This is a genomic window from Methyloversatilis sp. S146-33 (genome assembly GCF_059552495.1).
The window spans coordinates 44,575-61,218 of record NZ_JCANOT010000032.1; the positions used below are offsets into that span (position 1 = coordinate 44,575).

General features: G+C 66.6%; 14 protein-coding genes. 11 read left to right on the forward strand and 3 right to left on the reverse strand.

All coding sequences use genetic code 11. From position 1 onward, the window contains the following. The first annotated feature begins 146 nt into the window (after window positions 1–146). From AC51BJ_RS13160 to AC51BJ_RS13190, 7 genes are all read left to right on the forward strand, one after another. The gene (locus tag AC51BJ_RS13160) at window positions 147–2,339 is read left to right on the forward strand and encodes a pyruvate kinase (RefSeq protein ID WP_496280516.1); all 2,193 of its coding nucleotides are present in this window, start codon (window positions 147–149) and stop codon (window positions 2,337–2,339) included. Beyond that, window positions 2,336–3,307, forward strand: a complete 972-nt coding sequence (locus tag AC51BJ_RS13165; RefSeq protein WP_496280517.1) for a sulfotransferase family protein — start codon at window positions 2,336–2,338, stop codon at window positions 3,305–3,307. The genes AC51BJ_RS13160 and AC51BJ_RS13165 overlap by 4 nt, the downstream gene beginning before the upstream one ends. Continuing rightward, a complete protein-coding gene (locus AC51BJ_RS13170) occupies window positions 3,304–4,035 on the forward strand; it encodes a TSUP family transporter (RefSeq protein WP_430433868.1) in 732 nt (243 codons plus the stop codon). The genes AC51BJ_RS13165 and AC51BJ_RS13170 overlap by 4 nt, the downstream gene beginning before the upstream one ends. A 12-nt stretch (window positions 4,036–4,047) precedes the next feature. Then, the gene (locus tag AC51BJ_RS13175) at window positions 4,048–4,659 is read left to right on the forward strand and encodes an HD domain-containing protein (RefSeq protein ID WP_496280518.1); all 612 of its coding nucleotides are present in this window, start codon (window positions 4,048–4,050) and stop codon (window positions 4,657–4,659) included. Window positions 4,660–4,661: 2 nt separating this feature from the next. Then, window positions 4,662–5,600: a sulfotransferase family protein gene (locus AC51BJ_RS13180; protein WP_496280519.1), complete on the forward strand. Its 939-nt coding sequence runs from the start codon at window positions 4,662–4,664 to the stop codon at window positions 5,598–5,600. Window positions 5,601–5,985: 385 nt separating this feature from the next. Continuing rightward, window positions 5,986–8,109 (forward strand): carboxy terminal-processing peptidase, encoded by a 2,124-nt coding sequence (locus tag AC51BJ_RS13185; protein WP_496280520.1) that lies wholly within the window; start codon window positions 5,986–5,988, stop codon window positions 8,107–8,109. Window positions 8,110–8,146: 37 nt separating this feature from the next. Then, window positions 8,147–8,686 carry an RBBP9/YdeN family alpha/beta hydrolase gene (locus AC51BJ_RS13190; protein WP_496280521.1) on the forward strand — a complete coding sequence of 180 codons (540 nt, stop codon included), beginning with the start codon at window positions 8,147–8,149 and terminating at the stop codon, window positions 8,684–8,686. A gap of 12 nt (window positions 8,687–8,698) precedes the next feature. Here the strand turns inward: AC51BJ_RS13190 and AC51BJ_RS13195 are convergent, their stop codons facing one another. Continuing rightward, entirely contained in the window at window positions 8,699–9,706 is a 1,008-nt protein-coding gene (locus AC51BJ_RS13195) for a methyl-accepting chemotaxis protein (protein WP_496280522.1), read from the reverse strand. Window positions 9,707–9,994: 288 nt separating this feature from the next. On the opposite strand from AC51BJ_RS13195, the gene cysT reads away from it, so the two are divergent. The 4 genes from cysT (at window position 9,995) to AC51BJ_RS13215 (ending at window position 13,972) form a co-directional block, all read left to right on the forward strand. Next, window positions 9,995–10,828: a sulfate ABC transporter permease subunit CysT gene (gene cysT, locus AC51BJ_RS13200; protein ID WP_020164505.1), complete on the forward strand. Its 834-nt coding sequence runs from the start codon at window positions 9,995–9,997 to the stop codon at window positions 10,826–10,828. Then, window positions 10,828–11,703 carry a sulfate ABC transporter permease subunit CysW gene (cysW, locus tag AC51BJ_RS13205; protein ID WP_496280523.1) on the forward strand — a complete coding sequence of 292 codons (876 nt, stop codon included), beginning with the start codon at window positions 10,828–10,830 and terminating at the stop codon, window positions 11,701–11,703. The genes cysT and cysW overlap by 1 nt, the downstream gene beginning before the upstream one ends. A gap of 231 nt (window positions 11,704–11,934) precedes the next feature. After that, the gene (locus AC51BJ_RS13210) at window positions 11,935–12,999 is read left to right on the forward strand and encodes a sulfate/molybdate ABC transporter ATP-binding protein (RefSeq protein WP_496280524.1); all 1,065 of its coding nucleotides are present in this window, start codon (window positions 11,935–11,937) and stop codon (window positions 12,997–12,999) included. Window positions 13,000–13,039: 40 nt separating this feature from the next. Next, window positions 13,040–13,972, forward strand: a complete 933-nt coding sequence (locus AC51BJ_RS13215) for a CysB family HTH-type transcriptional regulator (RefSeq protein WP_496280525.1) — start codon at window positions 13,040–13,042, stop codon at window positions 13,970–13,972. Between the two features lie 333 nt (window positions 13,973–14,305). On the opposite strand, the gene AC51BJ_RS13220 is transcribed toward AC51BJ_RS13215, so the two are convergent. Beyond that, window positions 14,306–15,250 (reverse strand): AEC family transporter, encoded by a 945-nt coding sequence (locus AC51BJ_RS13220; RefSeq protein ID WP_430433859.1) that lies wholly within the window; start codon window positions 15,248–15,250, stop codon window positions 14,306–14,308. After that, entirely contained in the window at window positions 15,247–16,599 is a 1,353-nt protein-coding gene (locus AC51BJ_RS13225) for a DNA recombination protein RmuC (protein WP_496280526.1), read from the reverse strand. Before AC51BJ_RS13225 ends, AC51BJ_RS13220 begins: the two co-directional genes overlap by 4 nt. Window positions 16,600–16,644: the final 45 nt, after the last annotated feature.

The following is a 16,644-nucleotide window of genomic DNA, read 5'->3' on the forward strand; positions in this document are numbered from 1 at the left end:
GCACAGCCCATGCGGTACTTCATCACGCCCATCAGCGCAAATACGCAAATCCGTCACGAAAACGTCATTGCAATGGTGTGGCACGGCTCCTGCTATTCAACAGTCAGGGCCGCATCTTCGGCCACTGCACGAGACAGGACATCGACATGAGCACCACCGACAAGGAAATCCTCTGCACCCTCGGCCCGGCATCGCTGAACGACCGCGTGCTCGCACGGCTGGAGGAACTGGGCGTCAATCTGTTCCGCATCAACCTGTCGCACACCAAGCTGCAGGACCTGCCGCGCGTGATCGACTACATCCGCAGCCGCACCGCGGTGCCGATCTGCCTCGACACCGAGGGCGCGCAGATCCGCACCGGCGACATGCTGAACGGCGAGATCGCCGTACGCGAAAACAGCGTCGTGCATGCGCACAAGCTGCGCGTGCCCGGCGACGCGTTCAACTTCAACCTCTACCCGGAAGACGTCATCGACAAGCTGGAAGTCGGCGACTTCATCAGCATCGACTTCAATTCGGTGCTGGTGCAGGTGATTTCGCGCGACGACGCCAAAGTGACGATGCGCGTGCTGCACGGCGGCGTGATCGGCCAGAACAAGGCGGTCACCGTCGAGCGTGACATCCCGCTCGACACACTGACGGCCAAGGACATCGCGGCACTGGAGTACGGCCGCTCGGTCGGCATCCGCCACGTCGCGCTGTCCTTCGCCAATCGCGGTTCGGACGTGGAGCAGGTGCGGGCGCTGGTCGGCGACGACACCTTCCTCATATCCAAGATCGAATGCCGCAACGGCCTGATCAATCTGGACGAGATCGCCGAGAAGTCGAACGCGCTGCTGATCGACCGCGGCGACCTGTCGCGCCAGGAGCCGATCGAGCGCATTCCGCGGCTGCAGAAGCTCATCATCGCGCGCGGTCAGGCGCGCAAGCGCAAGGTGTACGTCGCCACCAATCTGCTCGAATCGATGATCACCGCCCCCAAGCCCACACGGGCCGAGGTGAACGACGTGGTCAACACCTTGCTCGACGGCGCCGACGGACTGGTACTGGCGGCGGAGACCGCGATCGGCAAGGACCCTGTCGGCTGCGTGGCGATGATCGTCAAGCTCATCCGCGAGTTCCGCGTGCTGAACGAGCGCCTGCCGGCGGCGCACAAGGACACGCTGGTCTACACGCCCACCGATCCGACCTCGCTGCTGATCGAGCCGCATGGCGGCGTGCTGGTCAATCGCGTCAGTGCGGCAGCGGCCATCGATGATCTTGCCGCGCTGCCGAGGCTGGCGGTGCGCGACACCGAACTGCTCGACTGCCAGCAGATCGGCGTCGGCACCTTCTCACCGCTGACTGGCTTCATGGACCGCGATACGCTGCACAGCGTGCTGCATCGCAACCGCCTGCCCGACGGCACGGCGTGGACGGTGCCGCTCATCCTGCAGGTCGACGAAGCGCAGGCACGTCGGCTGTCGCCGGGCCAGCGCGTGGTGCTCACCGACGACCGCGGCGACGCCCACGCGGTGCTCGACGTGACGCAGATCTACCGCTACGACCTCGCCGAACTGTCGCAGCTCGCCTTCGGCACCACCTCGTCCGACCACCCGGGTGTGGCGCGCGTGCTGCGCAACGGCGACTGGTTCGTCGGCGGCGACATCACGCTGATCGAGGAGCGTCCGTCGCCCTGGCGCGAATTCGAACTGACGCCGCGGCAAAGCCGCTTCATCTTCGCGCACAAGGGCTGGAGCAAGGTGGTGGCCTTCCACGGCCGCAACATCAGCCACCGCGTGCACGAACACCTGCAACTGGAGGCGCTGGAGCGCACCAATGCCGACGGCCTCTTCATCAACCCGGTGGTCGGGCCGAAGAAGCCGGGCGACTTCCTGCCGCGCCCGCTGATCCGCAGCTACCAGATGCTGATCGACTTCGGCATCTACCCCAACGGCAAGGTGCTGCTCGGCGCACTCGCCACCTACCCGCGCTATGCCGGCCCGCGCGAGGCGGTATTCAATGCTCTGTGCCGCAAGAACATCGGCTGCAGCCACTTCATCGTCGGTCGCAACCACGCTGGTGTCGGCGACTTCTACGACGACAGCAGCTATCGCGCGCTGTTCGACGAACTGGGCGACACCGGTGTCACGCCGGTGTTCTTCGACGCCATCGGCTACAACCCGGCCACCGGCGCCTACGAAAGCGGCGTGACCGACGACGCCCACTCGATCAGCGGAACCCGCGTGCGCGATTCGCTGCTGCGCGGCGAACCGCTGCCGGACTGGTATGTACGCGGCATCGTGCAGGACATGATCAGCGCCGAACTGAAAGCGGGCCAGCCGCTGTTTCACGCATGAACAGGCGGGCAACTGACGCGATGGGACAGTTCTGGCTCAAGGTGGACAAGACGGTCCGCCATCACGCGAAGAAGACGCTGACCGACCTGCGCGGCGCCTGGTGGGACCGCACCCGACTGCGCGCCGAGCGGCCGGTGTTCGTCGTCAGCGGCAGCCGCTCCGGCACGCAGATGCTTTATAAGACGCTGACCGAATCGCCGGCCATCGGCTCGCTGAACCGTGAAATCTATGCCGTATGGGATGCGCTTCACCACCCGTCCGACAAGAACTGGGAAAGCCACGTGCTGGAGGCGGCGGATGCGACGGACGCCGACCGCGATCTGATCACCCGCTACTTCTATGCGCATACCGGGCGCACCCGCTTCGTCGACAAGAACAACCAGCATGGTCTGGCCGTGCCCTATCTGCACGCGCTGTTCCCGGACGCCACTTTCGTCTACATCAAGCGCAATCCCGGCGACACGCTGAACTCGATGATCGAGGGCTGGGGCATGCCGGAGCGCTTCGGCAGCTGGGCGCGCGATCTGCCTGCCAAGGTCGCGGTCGACGACGGCCGCTACACGCGCTGGTGCCACTACCTGCCTCGCGGCTGGCGCAATTACCTGAAGGCGCCGGTCGAGGAGGTATGCGCCTTCCAGTACGAAGCCATCCATCGCGCCATTCTCGACGCAAAGAGGCAGATCCCGGACGAGCAGTGGATAGAGGTGTTCTACGAGGACATCGTGCGTGAGCCGACCGAGGGCATCTTCGAAATCTTCGACCGCCTCGAACTGCCCTTCGACGCGCGCATCGAGCGCCATGCAAAGGCACTGCTCGACAAGCCCTACGACCCGCTGTTCGAGATCCGTCTTGAAAAATGGCGGCAGCACGCGCACCGCGAACGCATCGAACGCGTGCTGCCGTCGCTGCACAGCATCGCCCGCGACATGGGCTATCCGGAAACCTTTACTGCGGACAAGGCGGCATGACTACGATCGAACCACTGCTGTTCATCCCCATCGTTGCCGTCGCGCTGGTGCAGTCGGTGTTCGGCGTGGGCGTGCTGCTGTTCGGCACGCCCATCCTTATCGTGATGGGTTATGACTACCCGACGGTGCTGGCGACGCTGTTGCCGATCTCGATCGGCATCAGCCTGTCACAGATCGCGCGCGACGCGCGCAGCGTCGATGTGCACTTCATCCGCGGCATCCTGCTATGGACCGTGCCGTGCATCGTGCTTTTCCTCATCGTCGCGCTGCGCGCCGGCCAGAGCTTCGGCCTGCTGATCGCCGCGCTGCTTCTTCTGTTCGCGCTGAAGAACCAGTGGCCTGCCCTGCGCGTCGCGATCGACCGCACCGCACGCTTCGAGCGCACCTGGCTGGTGTGCATCGGCGTGATGCACGGCCTCACCAATCTGGGCGGCTCCCTGCTCAGCATGCGCGTGCAGCAGATGAATCATGGCAAGGAGGTGGCGCGCGCAACCATCGCGGCCGCATACGTGCTGTTCGCCGCTTTCCAGCTGGCGACGCTGACCATCACGCGCCCCGAATCCCGCGCGCAGCTGGGCAACAGCCTGATCTACGCCGCGGCCGGTGTCGCGGTGTACCTGTTCGCCAACGAATTCATCTTCAAACGGATCAGCAATCAGGGCTACGCGAAAGCCTTCAACGGCTTTCTGCTGTGCTCGGGCCTGCTGGTCGCGCTCAAATCGATCTGAGGGCACGCATCCATGGACCTTCCGTCCCCGCTCCCCCGGCTGTTCGCCGCGCTGAACTTCGCCGCGCTCAAGCACAGCGGCCAGCTGCGCAAGAGTGCCGACATGTCGCCCTACATCAATCATCCGATTTCGGTGGCCGACATCCTCGCCCGCGAAGGCGGCATCGCTGACCCAGACACGCTGGCCGCCGCGCTTCTGCACGACACGCTGGAGGACACCGACACCCATGTCACCGAGCTGGAAAGCCTGTTCGGCGCAAAGGTCGCCGCCGTGGTGGCCGAACTGACTGACGACATGACGCTGCCCAAGCCCGAACGCAAGGCGCTGCAGATCCTGCTCGCACGCGACTACAGCGAGCGCGCACGGCTCGTGCGCCTGGCCGACAAGATCGCCAACGTGCGAGATGTCACCCACAACCCGCCGGCTCACTGGTCGCTCGAACGGCGGCTGCGTTATCTGCTGTGGGCGGGCGAAGTGGTCGGTTCGCTGCGCGGCGTGCACGCCGCGCTGGAAAGCCGCTTCGACGAAGCGCTCGAACAGGGTTTCGCGCGACTGACCGCACTTGCCGACAGCGAGGCCGCCAACCTGCGTGCGCCGGCCGGCAGCGCACTGACCGGATCCTGACCATGCCTTCACTCCGCGACGCTTCCAGCGCCTACACCGCCCCGGTCGGCGACGATGCCCGCACGCTGGCTTCGGGCCTCGCGCGCCGCCTGTCGCGCATCACTCCCGAGCGCCTGCTGCGCCACGGCAACATCCAGCTGGAACGGGCCGGCAAACGCATTGCCCGCACGCTCACGCTGCACCCGGTACGCACGAAGCGGCCCGTCTTTATCAGTGGCTCGAACCGCTCTGGCACGCAGATGGTGTGCCGCGCGATCGGCAATTCGCCGCACGGCTGGGACTACCCGGAAGCCGATTTCTCGATCGCCTTCGAGCGCTATTCGCTGCGCTCGCACGCGGTAATCGAACGGCTGATCGACTTCGCGCCGGCGCCTTACGTGAGCTTCGGCAGCATCCTCGATTCGCAGTTCACCGACGCCCTGCTCGACCGTTTCGACAATTCGCGCGCGATCTGGGTGTACCGCCGCTACGAGGACGCGGTGAATTCGTCGATCCGCAGCTGGGGCAGCCACCAGAAGAACATGATGCGGCTGGTGTCGCAGGGCAAGCTGTCCCACCTCGGACCGCGCGGCCTGCGTATTGCCGATGACACGGTGGCGCTGATCCGCGGACTGTACAGCGAATCGCTGAGCGACGAGGAATGCGGCTGCCTTTACTGGTACATGCGCAACCGCGTGTTCTTCGATCTCGGCCTGGACCGCGACCCGCGGGTGATCGCGCTGCAATACGAGGACGCGGTACTGCACCCGGAGCGCAGCTTCCGCTCCGTGTTCCGCTTTCTCGGTGGGCCGTACCACGCGTCCGTTGTGTCCGACGTGTTCGCCACCTCGGTCGGCAAGCAGGGCTGGCACGGTGTATCAACCGAGATCCGTGCCTTGTGCGACGCGCTGAAGGCGCGTCTGGACGCCGAACACGCGCGCACCCTCGGCGGCTGGGGCTGAACGGGGGCGTCGCTGCGCTACGAATGCGCAGCGACACCGATAAGCATTTCACCGGCAGAGAAATAAGCTCAGCAGATTTTCCTGGTTCGCGTCGCGCCGGTGCGCGTCTAGAGTGGCGCCGTCCATGCACGCAGACGGAGGCCTCACGATGAAAGCCCGCTTCAATCCGCGGCCACAGCGGCCGCGACACGCAGCGACGGGCCGCCCGGCCCGTGTCGGCGCACACGCCCCGCGCTGAGGCGCCAGCGCCCCGCGCGCGCCAGACGAGAATGAAAATACGCCCTGACCCGGACACTTTCACACCGGTCGCCGAACAAATGGCCGCTGTTCGAGGTCGATGGCACATACTTCCTTCCTCGTTACCGCACGTGCCGGAGCTCGTCCGATGAAACTGAAATCCCTCTGCCTGCTGATCGGCATCGTCGTCTCGACCAGTTCGACGTTGCACGCTGCAACATCTACAGCCCCCGCGCCGCTGCTGCGCCCGGTCGAAGCGCACGCGCTGGCGGCCCAGGCCAGTGCCGAACTGCTGTCGCGCTTCCATTACCAGAACGTGCCGCTGGACGACGCCATGTCGTCGCGCATCCTCGACCGCTACCTGAAGACGCTGGACCCTGACCGCGTGTATTTCATGCAGTCGGACATCGATACCTTCAACTCGGTGCGCCTGCTTCTCGACGACGCCATCCGCCAGCAGAACCTGGCGGCGCCGTTCGCCATCTACGCCCGCTATTCGCAGCGCCTGCGCGACCGCCTGACCGAAGCGCGTGCGCTGCTCGACAAGGGCTTCGACTTCGAGAAGAACGAAAGCTATCGCTACGTGCGCGCCGACGTGCCGTGGGCGAAGTCGGAGGACGAACTGCGCGACATATGGCGCAAGCGGGTCAAGAACGACTGGCTGCGGCTGAAGCTGGCCGGCAAGGACGACGCGGCCATCCGCGAAACGCTGGGCAAGCGCTACGACCTGGCGCTGACCAATTCGAACCGGGCGAAGAGCGATGACGTGTTCCAGCTCTTCATGAACGCCTATGCCGAGTCGATCGAGCCGCATACCAGCTACCTCGGACCGCGCGCGGCCGAGGATTTCGCCATCAACATGAAGCTGTCGCTGGTCGGTATAGGCGCCGTGCTGCAGGAACGCGACGAGTACGTGACCATCCGCGAACTGGTGGCCGGCGGCCCCGCCGCGCGCTCGGAGCAGATCAAGATCGGCGACCGCATCGTCGGCGTTGCCAAGGACGAAGCGACGCCGATGGCCGACGTGCTCGGCTGGCGCGTCGATGACGTGGTCACGCTGATCCGCGGCACCAAGGACACCACGGTCGTGCTCGACATCCTGCCGGCCGACGCCGGCCCGGACGTGAAGCCGAAGCGGATCAAGCTGGTGCGCGACACCATCAAGCTGGAAAAACAGGCGGCTGCAAAATCGGTGATCGACGCCGGCGGCCAGAAGGTGGGCGTCATCACGCTGCCGACCTTCTACCAGGACGTCGAAGCCAAATCGCGCGCCGATGCGGACTACCGCAGCGCCAGCCGCGACGTGGCGAAGCTGCTGGCCGAACTGAAGGCGGACAAGGTGGGCGCGGTGCTGATCGACCTGCGCAACAACGGCGGCGGTTCGCTCGACGAGGCGATCCGGCTGACCGGCCTGTTCATCGACAGCGGCCCGGTGGTGCAGCAGCGCAATCCGAAGGGGCAGATCCGGGTCGAGAAGGACAACGATGCCGGTGTCGCCTGGGACGGCCCGGTCGGCGTGCTGATCAACCGCGCCTCGGCCTCGGCCTCGGAAATCTTCGCCGCCGCGATCCAGGATTACGGCCGCGGCGTCGTGATCGGCGAAACCAGCTTCGGCAAGGGCACGGTGCAGACCCTGCTCGACATGGACGAAATGGCCAAGAGCGAAAAGCCGACCTACGGCGAACTGAAGATGACGGTCGCGCAGTTCTTCCGCGTCAATGGCGGCACCACGCAGTTGCGCGGCGTCACGCCGGACATCCCGCTGGCGCAGACGATGGACCACGAGCGCATCGGCGAGTCGAGCTACGACAACCCGCTGCCGTGGACGCAGATCGCACCGGCCGACTTCCGCCCTGCCGGCAAGCCGCAGGAACTGCTGCCGCTGCTGTCCGCCCGCCATCAGGCGCGCGTGTCCCAAGACAAGGGCTACCGCGAACTGCTGGAAGATCTCGCCGAGAACGAGGCGCTGCGCAAGCGCACCGAGATTTCGCTGAATGCGGCCGAGCGGAAGAAGGAGCGCGAAGCGCAGGAAGCGCGCCTGAAGGCCCGCACGCAGTCGCGCGAGGGCGCCGACGCCGAACCGATACGCGACGACGGCCTGCAGGCCGGCGAGCGCGCGCTCGGCGCCGAACTGGCAGCCGAACAGTCGCGCAAGGCAGCGCGCGACGTACTGCTCGACGAAGCGGCCCGCATCATGGGCGACGTGGTCGACATCCTGCGCACCGACACGGCGCTGGCGCGCCGCACCGCCGGCGTGGCGGTCACGCCCTGAGCATATATATACATAGAGAGAGTTACTGGATCACCGAATGGACAGCGTACTGGTGGTGCCCGGCCTGAACGGCAGCGGCCCCGAACACTGGCAGAGCTGGATCGAGCCGCTGCTCGGCGCCACGCGCGTCGAGCAGGCGGACTGGTCGCAGCCGGATATCGATCTGTGGTCGGCGCGTGTCGTCGATGTGGTGCGGCTGGCGCCGGGCCGCGTCTGGCTGGTCGCCCACAGCTTCGGCTGCCTCGCGTCCGCGGTCGCCGCACAGACGGTGGCGGAACGCATCGCCGGCGCGCTGTTCGTCGCGCCGGCCAGTCCGGACAAGTTCGGCATCACCGAACGGATTCCGGCCTCTGCTCTGCCCTTCCCGGCCATTGTGGCCGCCAGTCGCGACGATCCGTGGATGAAGTTTCTGGCGGCCGCCAGCTGGGCCGAGCGCTGGGGCGCGCAGCTGGTCGATCTGGGCAATGCCGGTCACGTCAATACGGAATCCGGCCACGGCGCCTGGCCGGAAGGGCTCGAACTGTTCCGCCGGCTGCAGCAGAGCTCCAGCCTGATCGCGGGCACCGTGCAGGCCTGACGCCGCACCGCCTCAGCTCTCGGCGCCGCTCAGCGCACGCTGGGTTTCCGCCATCTTGACGATTTCGCTGGTCGCGTTCGAGGTCTGCAGCGCCAGCTTGGCCACCTCTTCCGCCACCACGGCGAAGCCGCGCCCCACCTCGCCGGCACGCGCCGCCTCGATGCTGGCGTTCAGCGCCAGCAGATTGGTGCGCTTAGATATCTCGTTGATGACGCCGGAGATGGACAGGATCTGCTGCATGCTGTCCTCCATCTTGGCGCGCTGGTCGCGCTGCAGTTCCTGCGCCTGTTTCTCGTCCGAAATGTCGCGCAGCGCACCGGCGGACTGCAGCGCGCGGCCGTTGGCGTCGCGTACCGTGGCGGCGCGCTCGCGGAACCAGATGTAGCCACGCGTGCGGTGACGCAGGCGGTATTCGCACACATAGGGCGTGCGACCGCTGCTGTCGGTCAGGTGGGCGTTGAAGGCGTCGATCACGCGGTTCTTGTCGTCCGGGTGCAGCACGGCGAGCCAGCTGTCCCAGGTGTCGGGAAATTCGTTGCGGCTGGCACCGAGCAGGCCACGCAGCTGGTCGGACCAGCGCACACGATTGTCCGCGTGGTCGGGGTCGCCATCGACGATGTCGTAGGTCCAGGTCCCCTCGGTCAGCGCCGATTGCGCGAGATCACGCTGCGCCATGTCGGCTTTCAGCGCATCCGCCTGGGCACGCGCCTGAGCCGCCTCGTCGCGCGCCGCGTCCGCGTCGCGTCCGGCCCGTTCGGCTTCAGCGCGGACCTGCGCTGTCTCCGCCTCCTGCGCGGCAAGTGCATCGCGCGTCTGCGCGAGCTGCTCGGGCAAGGCGCGCAAGGCATCCAGCTCGGTCTGCAGACGCGCTTCGCGCTCGGCGATCGCGCGCAGCGCCACCGTCAATGGCTCGGACAGTCCGGCTGGCGGCGTCGCCAGCGCCCGGCTGCTGTCGCGACATCCGGCAAGCAGGCCGGACAAGGTTTCGAAGGCTTTGCGGGAGCGGTTCAGACCGAACATGGGCAGCTTCCTTCTTGAAGGGGAATGAACACCTTCTCGGCCCGCTTGCCGCCGTCTTTAGACTTTGTATGAAAAAAAGTTGCATGCAGCGTCGATGCACCTCCTCCGTGCGCTGCGCCGCACCACGGGTGTGCTGCGAGGCATGGGTTAATTCAGATCCACGCTAAGCAAATCACTTCTTATTATTTCCAGTAATTAACTCCACTCCCTAAGCTCTCGCCTCGACAACATTCTTCCGGGGCGATCCATGTCACCACCTTCACGTCAGTCACCGCAGGAGCGCTTCGAATGAGCCGGCGTTCCTTCCAGGTGCTGCCCGGTTTCAACCTGACGCTGGGTTACACGCTGTTCTACCTGTCCATCATCGTGCTGATCCCGCTGTCGGCGGTGTTCATCAAGACAGCCAGTCTCGGTCTGGCACAGTTCTGGGACGTGGTGACGACGCCGCGCGTGCTCGCCTCGTACCGGCTGTCCTTCGGCGCCTCGCTGCTGGCCGCCGCGATCAATGCGGTGTTCGGACTGGCGCTGGCCTGGGCGCTGGTGCGCTATTCCTTCCCCGGCAAGAAGCTGGTCGATGCGCTGATCGACCTGCCCTTCGCGCTGCCGACCGCCGTGGCCGGCATCGCGCTGACCGCGCTGTACGCGCCGAACGGCTGGCTCGGATCGGCGCTGGAGCCGCTCGGCATCAAGGTCGCGTTCACCCCGCTGGGCGTGCTGGTGGCACTGGTGTTCATCGGTCTGCCCTTCGTCGTGCGCACCGTGCAGCCCATCCTGGAAGACCTCGACACCGAGCTGGAAGAAGCGGCCGCCAGCCTGGGCGCACGTCGCTGGCAAACCTTCCGCTACGTGACGCTGCCGATACTGCTGCCGGCTCTGCTGACCGGCTTCGCGCTGGCCTTCGCGCGGGCGGTCGGCGAATACGGCTCGGTCATCTTCATCGCCGGCAACATTCCGATGGTGTCGGAAATCACTCCGCTGATGATCATCACCAAGCTGGAGCAGTACGACTACGCCGGCGCCACCGCGATCGCGGTCGTGATGCTGCTGTTCTCCTTCGTGCTGCTGCTGGCGATCAACGGCCTGCAGGCATGGACCGAAAAAGCCACCGGGAGGAACCGCTGATGGCCGCCGCCACCACACTGCACGCCGCCGCCGACGTCGCGGCGCGCTTCGAAGGCCGTGCCGCCACGCGCGAGCCGGCCTGGGTCAAATGGACGATCATCGCCGTCTCGCTCACATTCTTCGTGCTCTTCCTGCTGATGCCGCTGATCGCGGTGTTCGTCGAGGCGCTGCGCAAGGGCTGGGACACCTATCTGGCCGCGCTGGTCGAGCCGGACGCACTGTCGGCGATCAAGCTCACGCTGATCGCCGCGGTGATCGCGGTGCCGCTCAACCTCACCTTCGGCGTGTCGGCCGCGTGGGCGATCACCAAGTTCAACTTCCGCGGCAAGCACTTCCTGATCACGCTGATCGACCTGCCCTTCTCGGTGTCACCGGTGGTCGCCGGCCTGATCTACGTGCTGGTGTTCGGCGCGCAGGGCTGGTTCGGGCCCTGGCTGCAGGAACATGACATGAAGGTCATCTTCGCCGTGCCCGGCATCGTGCTGGCCACCGTCTTCGTCACCTTTCCCTTCATCGCGCGCGAGCTGATTCCGCTGATGCAGGCGCAGGGCAAGGAGGAGGAGGAAGCCGCGGTGGTCCTCGGCGCCAACGGCTGGCAGACCTTCTGGTACGTCACCCTGCCCAATATCAAGTGGGGCCTGCTGTACGGCGTCATCCTGACCAATGCGCGGGCGATGGGCGAATTCGGCGCCGTGTCGGTGGTGTCCGGTCATATCAGGGGCCTCACCAACACCATGCCGCTGCATGTCGAAATTCTCTACAACGAATACCAGTTCGCAGCCGCCTTCGCCGTCGCGTCGCTGCTCGCCCTGCTGGCGCTGGTCACCCTGGGCGTCAAGACCTGGGTCGAAAGGCAAGCAAGGAGGGACTCGTGATGCGGGTTCGATACACGCGTTACTCGCGCTCCGCCGACTTTCGAGCCAGACGCAACGGGTCAAGTGCGCGCGAGCAACCCTTCGGGCATGGCAGCCGGAGCGTCCCGGCCTGCGTTGAATCTCCTTGCCTGACGGCCAGTCAGGCTGCGTCGATCCGCCTTGTCCGGAACGCTCCGGCCACCACGCGCGCGCATCGAACCCGCATCACGAGCCCCTATTGAAGGAAGAAGAATGAGCATCCAGGTCCAGAACATCCACAAGGCCTTCGGCGACTTCGTCGCGCTGGGCGACGTGTCTCTCGACTTCCCGACCGGCGAGCTGGTCGCGCTGCTGGGCCCGTCCGGCTGCGGCAAAACCACGCTGCTGCGCATCATCGCCGGACTCGAATCGGCGGACAGCGGCCGCGTGCTGCTTGACGGCGAGGACGCCTCCGACACCCACGTGCGCGAACGCCACGTCGGTTTCGTGTTCCAGCACTACGCACTGTTCCGCCACATGAGCGTGTTCGACAACGTGGCTTTCGGCCTGCGCATGAAGCCGCGCAGCCAGCGGCCGTCGGAAAAGGTGATCCGCACCAAGGTGCACGATCTGCTCAAGCTGGTGCAGCTGGACTGGCTGGCCGACCGCTTCCCGGCCCAGCTGTCCGGCGGTCAGCGCCAGCGCATCGCGCTGGCCCGCGCGCTGGCGGTCGAGCCGCGCGTGCTGCTGCTGGACGAACCCTTCGGCGCACTCGACGCCAAGGTGCGCAAGGAACTGCGCCGCTGGCTGCGCCGGCTGCACGACGAGCTGCACATCACCTCCATCTTCGTCACCCACGACCAGGAAGAGGCGCTCGAAGTGGCCGACCGCGTGGTGCTGATGGACCACGGCAAGGTCGAGCAGATCGGCACGCCGGAAGAGGTATACCGCCATCCGGCCACGCCCTTCGTCTATGGCTTCCTCGGCGCGGTGAATCCCTTCCACGCTCACGTCGACGGCGACGCGCTACGCGTCGGCGACGACCGCCTGCCGCACCTCGCCGACGGCTTCGCGCACGGCGACAAGGTGATCGCCTTCGCCCGACCGCACGAGCTGGACATCCTGACCGACGCCGCCGCCACCGACGGCGTGCCGGCGCGGATCAGTCGCGTGCTGTCCTTCGGCGTCACCGCCCGGGTCGAACTGGACGGACTGAATGGCGCCACCGGCCAGCACTTCGAAGTGGAACTGACACGCGATCGCGTCGCCGCGCTGGCGCTGCAGGAAGGCCAGACGGTACGCCTGCAGCCGTCGCGGCTGCGCGTGTTCGCGCGCTGAAACCGGCGCCGCATCGAGCCATGAAACAGAGAGAAGAACGATGAATTTCCAGCAGTTGCGCATCATCCGCGAAACCGTCAGGCGTCAGTTCAACCTGACCGAAGTCGCCAACGCGCTGTTCACGTCGCAGTCCGGCGTGAGCAAGCACATCAAGGATCTGGAGGACGAACTGGGCGTCGAGCTCTTCGTCCGCAAGGGCAAGCGCCTGCTCGGCCTGACCGAGCCGGGCAGCGAACTGGTCGAGATCGTCGAGCGCATGCTGCTCGACGCCGGCAACATCAAGCGGCTGGCCGAGCAGTTCGCCCGACGCGACGAGGGCCAGTTGCGCATCGCCACCACGCACACGCAGGCGCGCTACGCGCTGCCGCGCGTGGTGACCGAATTCAAGCGCCTCTTCCCCAAGGTGCATCTGGTGCTGCTGCAGGCCAGCCCGACCGAAATCGTCGATCTGCTGAACGACGGCGAAGCGGACATCGGCATCGCGACTGAAACCCTGTCGGGCGCGCCGGAGCTGGTCACCTTCCCCTTCTATTCGTGGCACCACGCCGCCATCGTGCCCGCCGGCCACCCGCTCGAAGCGGTGAAACCGCTGACGCTGGAAGCGCTGGCCGAACATCCAGTGGTGACCTATCACGAGGGCTTCACCGGCCGCGCACGCATCGATGCCACCTTCGCCCGCGCCGGTCTGCTGCCGGACATCGTCATGTCCGCACTCGACGCCGACGTGATCAAGACCTATGTCGACCTGGGCCTGGGCGCCGGCATCATCGCCTCGGTCGCCTTCGACCCGGTCCGCGACAGCGGCCTGCGCCTGCTCGACAGCGAACACCTGTTCGAGGCAAACACCACGCTGATCGCGCTGCGCCGCAAGCACTACCTGCGCAGCTACGCCTACCGCTTCATCGAACTGTGCGAACCGTCGCTGAACGAGGTGACGGTGAAGGCGGCGCTGAAGCCGAGTGCGGAGGACTGAGGCAGGCGCTGCTGTCCGCGGGCAGCTCGCCGTCGGGGTCAGAAGACCCCTCCCACAGAACCCCGCCCCGGCTCGGGCCGCGGGTCTGGCGCATCTCCTGTGGGAGCGGCCTTGGCCGCGACGCAGCTGATGCAGACCGCCGGCTTCGATTCAGGCTGCAATCGCGAGCAAGCTCGCTCCCACCAAACCCGGCCCCGCAGGCAAACAGGGCGCAATCCTTGTGGGAGCGACCTCCGGTCGCGATGCGGCGGCTGCGGTCCGTGCGCTTCGAACGGGCGCTTTCTGAGTCAAAAGACCAGGCCTGCGCGCTCCACCTCGCAAGCCGAAGAACGGTCAGACGGTCGCCGCAACCAGCGCCAGCATCAGCGGCGTGGTCAGCGCGGCAAGCGCGGTGGACATCAGCAGACTGCTGGCCACCGGCCCCTGCATGACATGAAACTGGCGCGACATCAGGTAGACGTTGGCGCCGACCGACAGCGAGGCGAGCAGCACCACGGCCTGCGTTTCCACCGGCGGCAGACCGAGCAGCACAGCCAGCGCCCACACCACCAGCGGGTGGGCGACCAGCTTCAGCACGCAGATGCTGACGCTCTGCTGCCAGCCATCGCGCACGCCGAATTCCGCCAGCCCCATGCCGAGCGCGATCAGCGACATCGGCAGCGCGGCATCACCGAGCAACTTCAGCGGCTGGTCGATCAGCGACGGCAACTGGAAACCGGTCAGACTGAACAGGGTGCCTGCCAGGATCGACGCGACCAGCGGATTGGTCAGCACACCGCGCGCGGTCTTGCCGAAGCCGGCCAGCGTCAGCGCACCGGTCTTCGCCCACTCCACCGACACGGTGACCAGCGTCCACAGCGTCAGCGCGTTGAACACCACCACCAGCGCCGCCGCCGGCATCGCCTCGTCGCCGAGCAGGATGCGGGTGAGCGGCAGGCCGAGCAGCACGTTGTTCGAGAACACGCCGCCCAGCGCGAACACCGACTGCGACACACCGTCGAGCCGGAACAGCTTCGCCGACACCAGACGACCGAGCAGGAACACGACCAGGCAGCCGCCGAAGAAGGCGGCCAGCAGCCGCACGTCCACCGGCGGCAGGCTGGCAAAGCCACTCATCAGCCGGAACAGCATGGCCGGCAACGCGATGGTGAACACGAACTTGGCCAGCGCGTCGGCCGCCGCCTTCGGCCAGCCGCCCCAATGGACGATGCCGTAGCCGACGAACACCAGCACGAACAGCGGCGCGGCGAGCAGGATCTGCTGCAGCGCGGCGTTCATGCGCCCTCCTCCGGCACGTCCAGCGACTTCAGCGCGTCGGCCTCGGCGCGCTCGATGCGCACGAACTGGCCGCTGATCTTGCGGCTGGAAATGGCGACTTCCTGCACGTCGTCGTGCGCCTGGCGGATGTGGGTGGCGAGCTTTTCCATGCGTTTGTCGAACAGCGTGAAGTCCTTGGCCAGCCGGCCCAGCGCGTCACGGATCAGGTGAATCTGCTTGCGCGTCTCGACGTCCTTGAGCACGGCGCGCGCGGTATTCAGCACCGCCATCAGCGTGGTCGGCGACACGATCCACACCCGCTTCGCCTGCGCGTAGGCGATCACCTCCGCGTGGTGGGCGTGCAGTTCGGCGAACACCGCCTCGGCCGGCAGGAACATGACCGCGCCGTCCGAGGTCTCGTCGGCGATGATGTACTTGGCCGCGATGTCATCGACGTGCTTGCGCACGTCGGCCCGGAAGGCTGCCTGGGCCTGCCGGCGGTCGGCTTCGGCCACGTCGGCGGCGAACATGCGGTGGTAGTTCTCCAGCGGGAACTTCGAATCGACCGCCACCCGGCCGGTCGGCTCCGGCAGCCGCAGCAGGCAGTCGACCCGCGCGCCGTTCGACAGCGTGGCCTGGAATTCGAAGGCGTCCGGCGGCAGCGCGTTGCGCACCAGCGCCTCCAGCTGCACCTCGCCGAAGGCGCCGCGCGCCTTCTTGTCGCCCAGCAGTTCCTTCAGGCTGACGACGCTGGTCGACAGCCCTTCGATCTTCTTCTGCGCCTCGTCGATGGTGGCCAGCCGCGCCATCACGCTGGCGAAGGTTTCATTGGTCTTGCGGAAGCCCTCTTCCAGCCGCTCGTGCACCCGGCCGCTGAGCAGTTCGAGCCGCTCGTTCACGGTACGGGTGAGCGATTCGATCGACGCGGTCAGCTGCACCGATGCATTCTGCAGGCCGTTCTGCAGCGCCTCCTGTTGCACCCGCGTCTGTTCGGCCAGCGTGGCCGCGGTCTGCGCCACCAGTTCGGTGCGCAGCGCTTCCTGCCGGCTGTTCAGCGCCGCCGACAGTTCGGCCAGCCCGACCTGCTGGGCGCGCTGCAGCGCACCGACCGCGTCGCGCGCCACGCCCAGTTCGAGCGAAATGGCGCGGCGCAGCCGCTCGTTGGCATCGGCCTGCATGCCCACGGTGCGCTCGGTCTGCCGCTGCAGCCCCTCGTGCAGCGCGGCCAGCGTCTGCCGCTGGCCCTCCTGCGCCACGGCGTCCAGCCCGCCGCCGAGCGCACGCAGGCGCAATACAAGCCAAGCGACCGCAGCGAGCAGCAGCAGCTGGAGCAGACCGAATACGATGACGAACGACGGGATTTCAGGCACGCGGGGTGGTCAGGAGCGAGGTTGAAAAGGCGCTGCGTACGGCGG

Excerpts from the sequence above, each read along its gene's own strand:
- cysT (WP_020164505.1), top strand. The coding sequence starts at position 9,995 with ATGAGCCGGCGTTCCTTCCAGGTGCTGCCCGGTTTCAACCTGACGCTG.
- AC51BJ_RS13175 (WP_496280518.1), top strand. The coding sequence starts at position 4,048 with ATGGACCTTCCGTCCCCGCTCCCCCGGCTGTTCGCCGCGCTGAACTTC.
- AC51BJ_RS13215 (WP_496280525.1), top strand. The coding sequence starts at position 13,040 with ATGAATTTCCAGCAGTTGCGCATCATCCGCGAAACCGTCAGGCGTCAG.
- AC51BJ_RS13220 (WP_430433859.1), bottom strand. The coding sequence starts at position 15,250 with ATGAACGCCGCGCTGCAGCAGATCCTGCTCGCCGCGCCGCTGTTCGTG.
- AC51BJ_RS13160 (WP_496280516.1), top strand. The coding sequence starts at position 147 with ATGAGCACCACCGACAAGGAAATCCTCTGCACCCTCGGCCCGGCATCG.
- cysW (WP_496280523.1), top strand. The coding sequence starts at position 10,828 with ATGGCCGCCGCCACCACACTGCACGCCGCCGCCGACGTCGCGGCGCGC.
- AC51BJ_RS13165 (WP_496280517.1), top strand. The coding sequence starts at position 2,336 with ATGAACAGGCGGGCAACTGACGCGATGGGACAGTTCTGGCTCAAGGTG.
- AC51BJ_RS13210 (WP_496280524.1), top strand. The coding sequence starts at position 11,935 with ATGAGCATCCAGGTCCAGAACATCCACAAGGCCTTCGGCGACTTCGTC.
- AC51BJ_RS13170 (WP_430433868.1), top strand. The coding sequence starts at position 3,304 with ATGACTACGATCGAACCACTGCTGTTCATCCCCATCGTTGCCGTCGCG.
- AC51BJ_RS13185 (WP_496280520.1), top strand. The coding sequence starts at position 5,986 with ATGAAACTGAAATCCCTCTGCCTGCTGATCGGCATCGTCGTCTCGACC.
- AC51BJ_RS13195 (WP_496280522.1), bottom strand. The coding sequence starts at position 9,706 with ATGTTCGGTCTGAACCGCTCCCGCAAAGCCTTCGAAACCTTGTCCGGC.
- AC51BJ_RS13180 (WP_496280519.1), top strand. The coding sequence starts at position 4,662 with ATGCCTTCACTCCGCGACGCTTCCAGCGCCTACACCGCCCCGGTCGGC.
- AC51BJ_RS13190 (WP_496280521.1), top strand. The coding sequence starts at position 8,147 with ATGGACAGCGTACTGGTGGTGCCCGGCCTGAACGGCAGCGGCCCCGAA.